This is a genomic window from Dactylosporangium sp. NPDC050588 (assembly GCF_040654975.1).
GTDB classification, from domain to species: Bacteria; Actinomycetota; Actinomycetes; order Mycobacteriales; family Micromonosporaceae; genus Dactylosporangium; species Dactylosporangium maewongense.
The window spans coordinates 61,479-74,254 of sequence record NZ_JBFAJA010000054.1 but is presented as its reverse complement, the minus strand read 5'-3'; the positions used below and the strand labels follow the sequence as shown (position 1 = coordinate 74,254).

The following is a 12,776-nucleotide window of genomic DNA, read 5'->3' as shown; positions in this document are numbered from 1 at the left end:
GGTGCAGCCATCGACGGATAGGCTTGGCCGACCGTGAAACTGCGGCCGGCACCGAAAGGCAACTCTGTGACCGACGTCGATATGGATAGCCGCGAGGTCATCACTGCGGACGGTCGCAAACTGTTCGTGGCGGCGTCCGGAGCGCCCGGCGGGACGCCGGTCGTGCTGCTGCACGGGACGCCCGGCAGTCGCTTCGGGCCGCGCCCCAGATCGAGCGTGCTCTATCGGCTCGGCGTCCGGCTGATCTCCTACGACCGCCCCGGCTACGGCGACTCCACCCGGCACCGCGGGCGGCGCGTGGCCGACGCCGCCGCCGACGTCGAGACCATCGCCGACGCGCTCGGCCTGGACCGCTTCGCCGTCGTCGGGCGCTCCGGCGGCGGCCCGCACGCCCTCGCCTGCGCGGCCCTGCTGCCCGAGCGGGTGACCCGCACGGCCGTGCTGGTCGGCCTGGCCCCGCGCGACGCCGAGGGCCTCGACTGGTACGACGGGATGACCGAGGCCAACGTCGACGAGCACACCGCCGCCGACGCGGACCAGGCGGCGCTCACCGAGCGCCTGGACGAGCTGGCCCGCCGCACGGCCGACGACCCCGAGTCGTTCATGGACCAGCTCTGGGAGCAGATGACGGAGGCGGACCGGCGGGTGGTCAACGGCCTGCCCATCCGGCGGCAGTTCCTGGACACCTATCGCGAGGCGCTGCGCCGCGGGCCGTACGGGTGGATCGACGACGATCTCGCATTTCAGAACAACTGGGGATTCGCGTTCGAGGACATCACCGGACCGGTCCTGCTGTGGCACGGCGCCGACGACAATTTCTCGCCCGTGAATCACAGCCGCTGGCTGGCCGGCCGGATCCCGCACGCCGAAGTGCGGGTCCAGTTGGAGACCGCGCACTTCGGCGCCGTCGAGGCGCTGCCGGAGGTCCTGGTCTGGCTCGCCGCCGACCCCGTCCCGACCGGCGACGCGCTGTAGCCCGCCGCCGGGCGGCGGTCTTAGTACGGGTGCGGGTCGATGATCCGGTGGACCAGCTCCCGCCGGCGCAGCGCGTTGACGGTCGGATGCTGCTGACCCACCCGCTCCTCCAGCGCCGCGACCCGGTCGACGAAGTCGCCGCCGCCCACCTCGGCCAGCTGCCGCACCAGGCTCAGGTTCGCCTGGCAGCGCAGCGCGTTCGGGTGGTCGGGCAGCAGCACCACCTGCATCTGCTCGGCGACCCGCTCCAGGGTCTCCATGGCGTTGTCCAGGCCGCCCGGCGTCTCCGCGACGCAGACCGCCCAGTTCATCCGGGTCGACAGCGTGTACGGGTGCTCGTCGCCGAGCTTGCGGTGCAGCCCCTCGACGGCCTCCTCGGCCAGCCGCACCGCCAGCTCGTGGTCGCCCTGCGCCCGGGCCAGCAGCGCGAGATTGCCGATGCAGACCAGCGTGTGCGGGTGCTCGTCGCCGAGGTTGTCGCGGTACGTCTCGTACACGTCGGTCAGCAGCTCCCGGGACTCGGCGAACTTCCCGAGTGACAGCAGGGTGACCGCGAGGCTCAGCCGGCTGCTCAGCGCGTCCGGGTTGGTGCGGCCGAACGTGACGGACAGCTGGCTGCTGGCCGACTGCAGCAGCTCCGCGGCCTCCGCCGCGCGGCCGGCGCTGTGCAGGGACACGGCCAGGTTGGTCTGGCACACGAGCATGCCCCGGGAGTCCTCGGCGCGGGTGACCTTGTACTGCTCGTACACCGACGCGAGCCAGTCGACGGACTGGTCGTAGTCGCCCGCGTCGCGGATGTCCCGGCCCAGGTTCGTCGCGGAGTACAGCGTGTACGGGTTGGACTCGCCGAGGATCGACTTGCGGGAGTTGTACGCCGCCTCGTCGCGGGCCCGGGCCTCGTGGAAGTCGCCCATGAGCCGGTAGGAGATGGCGAGGTTGCTCAGCGCCGCGAGGGTGCGCGGGTAGTCCTCGCCGAAGTCGTCCAGCCACGCCGCGTAGGTCGAGATGTCGGTGTCGAGGGCTTCCCGGTACCGGCCGAGACCACGCAGGTCACGGGCGAGACCGCCGGCGGTCATCAGGGTGTGCGGGTGACGCGCCCCGAGCAGCTCCTGCTGGGTGGCGAGGACCGCCTCGTCCAGGCGCAGCGAGTCGGTGAAGTTGCCCTGCGAGCCCAGGATGTTGGCGTGGTTGAACCGCAGGTGCAGCAGCTGCCGGTGCAGCGTGCGGCGCTGGTCCGGGTCCTCGGTCTCCTCCAGCATCTGCGACCAGATGGCGTCGAACTGCTCGGCGCTCTGCCGGGCGCCGACGAGGTCGCCGCGCAGCCACTGGTACCGGACCCGGTCGATCATCAGCGCGCGGACCGACTCGTCGTCGCTCAACGCGGCCTTCGTGACCTCCACGTGCGGCCACAGCATCCTGTACTGCGGCCAGGCGTCCGGGTCGTCGACCTCCTGGTTCTTCGGCCGGGCGGCGGCCAGCACCCGGTGGACCTGCCGGCGGGTCTGGGTCAGCTCGTCCTCACTCATGCGGATGCGCACGGCGTGCTGCAGGAGCCGGTGGACGAACACGGTGCCGGTGCGCTCCCGGCTGCCCGGCTCGCCGCGCAGGTCGAGCCGCAGCAGCGCGAGCCGGTGCACCTGCTGCACCAGCGACGCGCGGAACATGTAGTCGGACACGTTCGGGTCCAGCGGGCGCAGCGCCGCCGCGAACTCGTCGCTGTACACCAGGTCGAGCGCGATCTCCGGGGCGAACACCGAGCACATCTGCAGCAGCCGGTACGCGGCCGGCGAGCGCTGGTTGAGCCGCCGCAGCGACAGGTCCCAGGTCGCCTCGATCGGGGTGTCGGACTGCGGCTCGCGCAGCCCTCGCGGCCCGGACCGGGCGATGTGCACGAGATACTCGTCGACCGCGTTGCCGGTGTCGGCGAGCCACGCGGCGGCTGCCGCCACCGCGATCGGCAGGTCGCCGAGCAGCTCGGCGATGCGCCCCGCGTCCACGTCCTGCATGGTCGGCACCCGCTGGCGCAGGTGCTGCTTGCTCTCGTCGCGGGTGAACACGTTGACCGGCAGCAGCTTGACCCGCTCGCCCCAGGTCGACATGCGCGACGTGATGATCACGTGGCCGGTGCCGGTCGGCAGGTACTGCTCGATGCCCGGGGCGTCCTCGGCATTGTCGAAGACGATCAGCCAGCGCTTGTCGGTGTGCTGCAGGCTCTGCAGCACCGCGCGGGCGTACTCGGGCGTCGACTGCCGCGCCGGCACGCCCAGCAGCGTGCCCAGGTCGGCGAGCTCGGTCTCGATGACGTTCGACTGCTCGACGTTCATCCAGAAGATCACGTCGTAGGCGGCCCGGAACCGGTACGCGTACTCGATGGCGAGCTGGGTCTTGCCGATGCCGCCCATGCCCTGCAGCGCCACCGGCTCGTTGCCGGCGAGCACCACCGCGGTGCCGGCGCGCAGCTGGTCGCGCAGCTGGCGCAGGTCCTGCTCGCGGCCGGTGAACCGGATGTTGCGGCTGGGCATGCTGAAGACCAGGTTGTCCCGGCCCGGGAAGCGCGGCCCGCCGGCCACCTCCGCCTCGACGTGCTCCACGTCGGCGCCGATGAGCCGCAGGATCCTGTCCACGGCCACCTCGGCGGTGGCGCCGAAGACGGTCGCGGTGTTGGCCTGCGGGATGCCGGCTAGGCGCCGGACGTCGGCGACGTAGACGGCGAACGGCGCCCGGTCCGCGGCCCGGTCCGGGACCACGTGGGTCGCCTCGCGCTCGACGTTCGCCTGCGAGACCAGCACCAGGGTGCGGGTGAACCCGTCGACGGTGGTGTCCTTGGGGTCGCCGTCCCACGGGTCGATGACCTGGACGCCGGCCTGCTGGAGCACGTGCGTCACCCACTCCGCCCAGACGCGGTCCTGCCGCGCGTACCGCAGCAGCACCTCCCGCTCGGCGACCACGGCCTGCCGGATGAACCGGGCCCTGGTCCGCTGCCGGGTCACCTCGTCCATCGGCGGGAGGCTCGTCACGTCCCCGCCGGTGATCTGCGCGGTCAGCGCCTCGTAGGCGGCCAGCAGGGACGTGCGCACGCCCGGCTCGTCACCGAAGACGGCGAGGACCTCCTCGTAGGCATAGAAGGCGCGGTACGGGATCTCCACCTTCTTCCAGTACTCGCCGCGCTGGTCCGGGTCGAGGCCGACCGGCAGGCCGGCGAAGCGCTGGATGGCGACCCGGCGGCCGATGTCGGCCTTCTCCTGCTCCGACGGGTCGACGCGCATCGGCACCGGCAGGACCCTGATCTTGCGGTGCCGGCGGTCGACCAGCCGCGCCACGTCGGCGGCGCCGTCGATGCCCTGGTCGTTGAGCGTGAAGCAGGTGACGAGGGTGTCCGGCAGGTGGATCGTGCAGATGTCGGCGACGTCGCTGAAACCGGTGCGGCTGTCGATGAGCGTGTAGTCGTAGTGCCGCTTCATGTCCGCACGCAGCGCGTCGAGGAACAGCCCGCCGCGCTGCCGCTCGTAGAACGCGTCCCAGTCCATCGCGGCGAGGTTGCTGGAGTAGTCGTTGTTCTGCTGGCCGGCGGACAGGAAGTCCAGCGTGCCCTCGTCGGGGAAGCCCGGCCAGCGCAGCGAGAACGAGTATTTCTGGACCCGCGCGTACTCCTCGTACCAGCGCTCGTCGTCGCCGCGGTGCCGGGTGGTCGCCCACTCGTACTCGCGGATCATCTCGATGACGCCCTCGGTGCTGTCGAGCGCGGCGCGGTCCAGGAACGGGCTGAAGTACCGGGCGAGGCCGGGCGACTCCAGGTCCCAGTCCACCACGAGCACCCGCTTGCCGTTCGCGGCGAGGATCCAGGCGACGTTGGCCAGCGCCATCGTCCTGCCGGTGCCCCCCTTGTACGAGTAGAAGGTGATGACCTTGCCGTCACGGTGGTCACTCATGCTTCCTCACCCTCGCTGGAGGACGGTGTGCCGCGCCCGGCCTCCGGCCGGCCGAGGCGGGGCCTGGTGCCGGGCGGGCTGGCCGGCGCGTAACTGGGTCCGTTGTTCATGTACTCGCGGCGCATGCGGCTGACGATCTCGGGCATCTCGCTGCGCCAGCTCGCCACCGTGGTGAACCGGATGAACCGGTCGGTCCGGCGCAGCAGCGACTCGAGCTGGCTGAGGTACCGGGTGCCGTGCGGCTCGAACCGCGGGTGGTGCTCGTCGACGACCGCCGCGATCGTCACCCACGAGTACGGGCAGCGCAGCGTCGAGCGCACCAGGTCGCGTCCGCCCGGGGTGGCGAGGATCCACGGGTCGATGAGGATCATGCCGGGGTAGTCGCGGTACATCGAGTCGTCGGCGGTGTAACCGACCACGTCCACCGGTAACCGCAGCCGGTCGGCCTCGGCGGCGACCTCGTCCGCGACGGCGTGCCCGCCCGCGAACGGCTTCCAGTGCTCGGCGCGCAGACCGTAGCCGTGCGCGGTGCCGCGGCCGTCGGGCAGCGGCAGGTCGCCGCTGGTCGGTGCGAGGACCGCGATGGTGAACGGCGCGGTCGGCCACACCCGCACCCGGTAGGCCTCGACCATGTCCACGGTCTGCGTCGCGACGAGCGGGGACCGGTCGGCGATGCGCACGACCTCCTCCGCCATCCGCCGCAGCACGCGCTCGTACTGCTTGCGGAACGTGCCGATCCGGCACAGGACGCTCAGCCCGTTCATCACGTACTCCGGCACGTCCTCGGCGAACCGGCGCGCGTCGGCGACCTCGGCCCGGTAGACGTTGCCCGGCAGCGGCGCCCACAGCACCGGCAGGATGTGCTCCTCGGCGGGCGTGCCGTTCGCCGCCGACGCGAGCCGGCCCATGAACGTCGCCCGGTCGCTGCGCGCCTCGCGGCTGACGAGGTACTTCTGCGAGTACAGCGCGACGAAGACGTCCGCGGACGCGAGCGCGGCCTGGATCTCCGCCTGCCGGTCACGGTCGGCGGGCACGGCCACGTCCGCGAAGCCGATCGGGGTCTTGCCCGGGCCGACGATCGCGCGGATGTGCTGCACGAGATCCTCGTAGAACTGCTTCACCCAATGGTCCGGGGTGACCATGGCCGCCGTCGCGCGAGGGCGGGCATAGCTGAGGTAGAAGTACCGGCGGACGGGCTCGTCGACGCCGTCGTCCGGCTGGCTCACGGGGCGCGCTCTGACATCACTCGAGGCACTCCCGTCGTCACCCGGCGCAAGGTACGACCAGAGTAAATGCGTGACTCAACCTCACGCCAGCCTCTCCCGGCGGCGGGCCCTACGCGGAACTACGACAGTTTCTCGCGCAAGGCTCCGCGGTCAGGTCAGTCGGGCCAGGCGGTCATCGAGCGGGCGATGTTGGTGGTGAAGCGGGCGCCCAGGTCGGTCAGGGCGCCGCAGGACTGGAGGGTGTCGACCGCGTCGGCGGTCCAGTCGCGGTACATCCGGTAGTTGCGCCAGGCGTCGGCGGCATCAGGGGCGTCGGCGCGGACCGCTCGGGCGCGCCAGATGTCGGCGACGGCCTGGTGGGCGAAGGTGCCGTGCAGGGCGCCGACGACAGGGCGGGCGTCGGTGCGCCAGCCGACCTTGAGCCGGCGGGGGTCGGTGCGGTCGACCAGGTCGCAGGCGTCGAGGACGGCGTTGAGCTTGTTGTGCTGGAACTCGTGGACCAGCACGACGGCGAGCTCGGCCGGGGAGGCGAGGGTCGCGGCGATCGTGCCGAAGGCCTGCTTCGTCGTCGACGCCCGGCTGTCGCCGCCGGGGGCGGCGTGCAGCGGGACCACCGTGCGCAGGCCCACCCGCAGGCCGCCGACGCGGGCCGGCGCCTCGACCGCGATGAGCCGGGAGGCCGCGGTGAGGGCCTGGCGCCAGCGCTGCGCGGTGTCGTCGTCGAGCCGGTCGGTGGGCTTCCACTTGTGGCAGTCGCGGTGCGGGTCGGCGTCCTCCAGGGCGAGGCCCGGCATGACCTGGCGGATCGGGCGCCACCCGGCGGTCTCCCGGCCGGCGTCGGGCACCGTCACCGCGTCGTCGCCGGCCTTCAGGGTGAACCCGCCGGCGGTGACGGCCACGACCGCGGACGAGTGCGCGCGGCCGGCGAGGACCGCCGTGCCGAGGGTCGGCAGGTACAGCTGCCCGGCCTGGGCCGGCACCGTGACCGTGACCGTCGCCTCGGCCCTGATCGCCGCCGCCGCCGCGACGACCGCGAGGTAGCCGGGGGTGGCGGAGCCGGTGCCGGACAGGCATCCGACGGCCCAGGCTCGCACGTACGGATGCCGCAGGACCTCGTCGGTGGGCTCCGGCGCCTGCTGGTCGACGGCGGTCAGGAGGTCCCATCCGCCGCGCACGTGCGGGTCGTCCGGCCACCGCCTGGTGACCTCCCGGAGCAGCGAGCGGGTGATGGCCAGCTGGGCCGACGCCAGCGCCTCGACCGCGGTGACGTCGTCGCCGGCGAGGGCGATCGCGTCGAGGTGCTCCAGCGGGAGGGCGATCGCGTCCGGGACGGGGGCGGCGGGCTCGGAGGGCGCCGGTGGGTGGTGCCGCATGTGCTGGATCAGCTCCATGAGGTCGGGGCAGTAGACCGACGGGTTGTCGAAGCCGCGCCCGGTGCTGTACCGGTGGGCGAACAGGCCGCCGCCGCACTGCGCGACGACGGGGCAGGCCCGGCACGTCGCGGACAGGTCGGCGAGGCCGAGCTGGCGGCGGGCGACGCCGGGCGCGCCGGCGACGTCGTCGACGCTGTGGGTGAAGACGTCCATCCCCGTCGCCGGGGCGCCGTCGTAGGTGATCTTGATGCTGTCGGCCAGCTCCCACTCGCCGTTGGTCTCGACCACGACGAGGTCCGCGGGGTCGAGGCCGACCCATTCGCTGTAGCTGGGTCCGCCGCCGGCGGTGGACAGCAGCGACTCGAAGAGTCTGATGCCGGTGGGCCGGCCATCGGCCAGCCACCGGTCGTAGATCGTCGCGAGCCACCGGGCATACGGGGCGGCCTCCCCGCCCGGGCGGGCCGGCGGGTGGTCCCACGTGCCGTGCGGCAGCAGGAAGTCGACCCGCGGCGGCTCGTGCCGCAGCAGCTCCTCGTAGACCGCGACCGGGTCGTTGGCGAGGTCGACCGTGCAGAGCAGGCCGGCATAGCTGCGCCGGTACTCGGGCCGGCGCAGCAGCGCGACCCCGGCGACGACCTCACGGTAGCTGCTGCCGCCGTTGCGGAACCGGCGGTGCAGGTCGTTGGCGGCCCGGTCGCCGTCGAGGGAGACGCCGACCTTGATGTCGAACTCGCGGAACAGGTCGCAGAACTCCGTGGACATCCGCACGGCGTTGGTCTGCATCCGCAGGTCGACGTGGACGAACGGGTCGAGGGCGGCGACCAGCTCCCCCACCAGCTCGCGCATCCTCTGCGGACCGAGCAGCAGCGGCTCCCCGCCGTGCAGGACGATCCGCACGCTCGCGAGGCCGTGTGCCTTCGCGTGCTCGGCGATGCGGGCGCCGGTCGCCCGGACGACGTCGCGGTCCATCGTCCGCGGCTGGCGGCGCCACGACTGATCGGCGTGCTCGTAGACGTAGCAGTGGTCGCAGGCAAGATCACATCGCGAGTGGACCTTGAGCACGAACTGGCTCAGGCCGCTCGCAACCCGCCCGCCACTGTCCACTGTGGTGGCTAGATCGACGAATTGAAGGCGGCCACGTCGAGGCTCGTAATGCCGTCGACGTCTTCGAGGATGCGCTCGACAATACGGCGGCTGTCGTCGTCGGAAAGACGGGTCAGCGGCACGCGGGCGGCAACAGCGGTTGCATTACCCGCCGAACGCGGCCGGTCTTCGACACTTGTCTTCATCAAGTTGATCCTTCTAGGGAAGCTGTAGGTGCCTTGGTCAGGCGATTGCTATAATGCAGGTGGGCACCAAACGCCGTGGCATTGATCATCACGCGCGCCTGGAACTCCGCCACTCTAGCCGAATGCATGCCTGCGCCATAGCGGGCTCGCGGGCAGTCACCCCGCAGTGGCTCAGTGGAGCTGGATCGGGTATTCCACCTGGATCATCTCACCGTTTCGTGACCATGCGTAGTCATTCCCGCTTTTCGTCCGGCCCATCGCGGACCGGGGCGATACAAGGGAGGACTACAGCCGCGACAGCAGGATCGGGGCGCTCCAGTTGCCCAGCTCAGCGCTGCTCGCCCACAGCTTGCCGGCCTCGACCGGGCGGCCGTCCAGGTACTCCGCGAGGCCCAGGAAGTTCATCGCGTCGGTATCCGCAGGGCCACTGAGCGCTCGCAGATGGTTACGCTGCCGTTGCGTGAGCTTGCGACTCACCACCGCAAGGTACGTGGTGGCCTGATCAAGGTCTTCCACCGCTCTGAGTAGCAGCCGCTTCGCTTCTTCGAGATTGCCGTCCGCGGCGGCAATCGGCGCGAGTCGCGCGACCGCTTGGACATTTCCGGCGTGTGCCGCCCGCCTCCAGATGGCAATGGCCTCGTCAAACGCGTGCCGCCGGACCGCCCGACCGCCGCGCTCAAGACTCAGGTCGATTTCGGGTCGGTTTTCGAGTCGTTCGAGCAGTGCCTCAGCCTCGACCAGAGAAACCTCGTCGCGGCGGGAAAGCACAATGGTGAGCAGCCGGCGCATCTCCTCGACGTCACCCGCCTCCGCCCTGTGCCGGGCCCAGTGCTCGACGTGCCGGCAGTTGGGGCGCAGGCCGTACTGGCGCAGCTCCCCGTTGCGCATCGGCCGCACCATGTGCCGCACCGCCCGCTCCAGCAACAGCGCCTGGTCGGCCTCGAACGTGCGGGCGGAGCCGTCCCGACAGGCGGTCGCGACGAGCGTGCCGTCGGGCGCGAACGCCACCGCGGTCACCCAGTCCGGATGGTCGAACCTGGCCAGCTCGGCGCCGCTGGTCGCGTCGATCAGGCGGGCGGTCTTGTCGTGGCTGGCGGTCGCGACCCTGGCCCCGTCGGGCGAGAACGCCACGGCCACCACCGCCTCGAAGTGGTCGATCCGGCCGCGCTCGATCCCCGTCTCCACGTCGAAGACGCGGGCGGACTTGTCGAAGCTGCCGGTGGCCAGCAGCCTGCCGTCGGGTGAGAAAGCCACGGCGACCACGTCGTCGTGGTGCGGCAGGCGGACCAGCTCGCGCCCCGTCGCCACCTCGAAGATCCGCGCGGTCGCGTCGTAGCTGGCGGTCGCCACGTACGCGCCGCCGGGCGAGACGGCGACGGCCACCACCGCCCGGTCCTGGACGAACTCGACGGTCTCCAGTCCCGTGGCGGCGTCGAAGACCCGGGTCACCCCGTTGTGCCCGCCGGTGACGACCCGGTCGCGGGCGCCGTCGAACGCGACCGCCGTGACGGGTCCGTCGTGTGGCAGCTCGAGCAGCTCGACGCCGGTCCGCGCGTCGTAGATCCGCGCGAACCCGTCCTTGCCGATCGTCGCCACCCGGTCGCCGTCGCCGTCGCCGGCTTCGGCGAAGGCGACCGCCGGGACCTCGGCGCCGTGCCGGCCGAGGATGAGCTCCGCGCCGGTGCGGGCGTCGAACGAGCGGGCGAACCCCTCCCGGTCGCCGGTCACCACGCGCCGCCCGTCCGGCCCGTACGCCAGCGCGAGGACCTCGGCGTGATGGTGCATCCGCGCCCGCTCCCGCCCGGTGCCGACGTCGAACACCCTGGCGGTCATGTCGTTCGAGGCGGTGGCCAGCCAGGCGCCGCCCGGGTCGAAGGCGACCGCCCGTACCTCACCCGAATGCCGGAACCGGGTGCGCTCCGCGCCGGAGGTCACGTCGACGACCAGCGCCGAGCCGTTGTTCGCCGCCGCGACGACCCGGTGGCCACCCGCGGTGAACGCCACCGCGAACACCTCGCTGTCGTGGTCGAGGCGGGCCCGCTCGGTGCCCGTCGCGGCGTCGAAGACCCGTACCGACCGGAAACTGGCCGTCGCGACCTGGGTGCTGTCGGGCGAGAACGCGACCGCCAGGACCGCGCCGTCGTGCGGCAGCACCACGAGCGAGCCGTTGCCGCCGGCCCGGAAGATCCGCGCGGTCCAGTCCAGTCCGGCGGCCGCGACCAGGGTGCCGTCCGGGCTGAACACCACCGAGGTCACCGGGCGCTCCAGCTGGCACTGGGCCACCGGGGCACCGGTCAGCAGGTCGAACACCTGGGCCGTGGCGCCGCTCGCCGTCACCAGCCGCGCGCCGTCCTCGGCGAACGCGATGTCGAGCACCTCCCGGGTGTGCCGCACCGCCAGCAGCTGCCGGCCGGTCCTGGCGTCGACGACGCGTGCCGTGCCGTCGTGCGACGCGATGGCCAGGCGCTGCCCGTACGGTGCGAACGTCACCCTCGAGACCGGCCCCTCGTGCCCGAACTCGGCCACCTGCGCCCCGGTCGCCGCGTCGTGGACGCGCGCCGTGCCGTTGCGGTCGGCGGTGGCCAGCAGCGCGCCGCCCGGGTCGAACTCGATCCACGTCACCTCGCCGAGCTGCGGGATCTCCAGCGGCTCCGGCGCCCCGTCCGCCGGGTTGTCCGCCAGGTTGTAGACGCGCACGACCTGGTCCTGCCCCGACGTGGCGAGGCGGTCGCCGTCGGCGTCGAAGGCCGCCACCATCACCGCGGCCGGGTGGGTGAGCGCGGCCACCACCTCACCGGTGTCCGTGTCGTACACGAGGGTCTCGCCACCGGAGCCGCACATCGCCATGCGGGTCCCCTCACGGTCGAACGCCACCGCCGTCGGCGGGACCCCCGAATCGATCTGCCGCAGCGTCCGGGGGTGCTGCCGCAGCACGTGCTGGAGCGCCAGGTTGCCCTGCAGCGTCGGCTTCGTCAGTACGGACTCCACCGCCAGCGCGAGCGCCACATGGGTCGGCACCCTGGGCAGCCGCGCGACCAGCTCACAGTCCGCCGCCAGCCGCAGCGCCTCGGCCTGGTCGGTGGCCGCCTCCGCGCGCTGCCGCGCGTCCTCCGTCTCCCGGTTGCGCGCCTCCGCGGCCGCCCGGCTCCTGGCGACGAAGTCGTGAACGTCGAACGGGATCTCCTCCGGCCGCTGCTCGATCCAGGCGGTCGCCTCGGCGATCCGCGACTCGGGCAGCGGGTCGTCCTCGCGGATCCGCCGCTGGGTGATGTCGAGCCAGATCAGAAACTCGGCGTTGCCGCGCACCAGGTCACGCAGGTAGGTCCACGACCGGATCAGGGCCTCGTGCGCGAACTCGGCGAACCTGCCGGACTGCGGCTCGTTGTCGAACACGACGAGCCGCTCCCGGGCCAGGTGCTGCAGCACCCGCTCGTGGGTGGGCGGCAGTCCGGCGAGGTGCACCCGGCGCCGGATCGCCCGGTCGACGTCGTCGCCGACGAGCTGCACCAGGCTCAGCAGCACCTGGTCCAGCAGCGCCCGCGGGGTGTCGGCGACCTTGGCGATCTGGCTGTCCGCGAACTGGTCGAGGACCTCGCCGATCTCGCCCAGGTGCCGGTAGCCGGTGTAGTCGATCAGCCGCTTGCGCTGCGTCTGCCACAGCCGCGTCAGCATGAACTCCAGCAGCGGCAGCGACCCCCGGGCAGCGTCCTCGACGATCTTGTCGACCAGTCCCGGCTGGAAGGTGACGCCGCGCGCCTCGGCGGGCCGCAGGACGGCGGCGTGCATCTCGGCGGGTGTCATCTTCGACAGGGGGAAGAGCCGCTCGACCAGCCGCGGGCCGACGCCCGGGATGCCGAGCAGGGCCGGGACGAAGTCGGCGCGCAGCGTATGGACGGTGCGGAACCCGGGATCCCGGTCTCTGCCCGGCGGGTCTTCGCCCGGTGGGCGTTTGTGAGGGCCTTCGCCCGGCGGGCGTTCGTGAAG

6 protein-coding genes are annotated in these 12,776 nt (G+C 72.2%); 1 reads left to right on the top strand and 5 read right to left on the bottom strand.

The window, feature by feature from the left end; genetic code table 11:
- Positions 1 to 81: 81 nt before the first annotated feature.
- A complete protein-coding gene (locus tag AB0I21_RS33445; protein WP_360567178.1) occupies positions 82 to 975 on the top strand; it encodes an alpha/beta hydrolase in 894 nt (297 codons plus the stop codon).
- A gap of 20 nt (positions 976 to 995) precedes the next feature.
- Here the strand turns inward: AB0I21_RS33445 and fxsT are convergent, their stop codons facing one another.
- The 5 genes from fxsT to AB0I21_RS33420 form a co-directional block, all read right to left on the bottom strand.
- Positions 996 to 4,904 carry an FxSxx-COOH system tetratricopeptide repeat protein gene (fxsT, locus tag AB0I21_RS33440; RefSeq protein ID WP_360567154.1) on the bottom strand — a complete coding sequence of 1,303 codons (3,909 nt, stop codon included), beginning with the start codon at positions 4,902 to 4,904 and terminating at the stop codon, positions 996 to 998.
- Positions 4,901 to 6,130, bottom strand: a complete 1,230-nt coding sequence (locus AB0I21_RS33435; protein WP_344512226.1) for a TIR-like protein FxsC — start codon at positions 6,128 to 6,130, stop codon at positions 4,901 to 4,903. Before AB0I21_RS33435 ends, fxsT begins: the two co-directional genes overlap by 4 nt.
- 155 nt (positions 6,131 to 6,285) lie before the next feature.
- Positions 6,286 to 8,607 carry an FxsB family cyclophane-forming radical SAM/SPASM peptide maturase gene (locus AB0I21_RS33430; protein WP_360567151.1) on the bottom strand — a complete coding sequence of 774 codons (2,322 nt, stop codon included), beginning with the start codon at positions 8,605 to 8,607 and terminating at the stop codon, positions 6,286 to 6,288.
- Between the two features lie 8 nt (positions 8,608 to 8,615).
- Complete coding sequence (locus tag AB0I21_RS33425) at positions 8,616 to 8,792, bottom strand: hypothetical protein (protein ID WP_360567150.1); 177 nt, start codon at positions 8,790 to 8,792, stop codon at positions 8,616 to 8,618.
- Positions 8,793 to 9,077: 285 nt separating this feature from the next.
- Positions 9,078 to 12,776, bottom strand: a 3,699-nt coding sequence (locus tag AB0I21_RS33420; RefSeq protein ID WP_360567148.1) for a WD40 repeat domain-containing protein, incomplete at its 5' end; no start/stop codon positions are given.

Coding starts and splice junctions, on each gene's coding strand:
- fxsT (WP_360567154.1), bottom strand. CDS start 4,904: ATGAGTGACCACCGTGACGGCAAGGTCATCACCTTCTACTCGTACAAG.
- AB0I21_RS33445 (WP_360567178.1), top strand. CDS start 82: ATGGATAGCCGCGAGGTCATCACTGCGGACGGTCGCAAACTGTTCGTG.
- AB0I21_RS33425 (WP_360567150.1), bottom strand. CDS start 8,792: ATGAAGACAAGTGTCGAAGACCGGCCGCGTTCGGCGGGTAATGCAACC.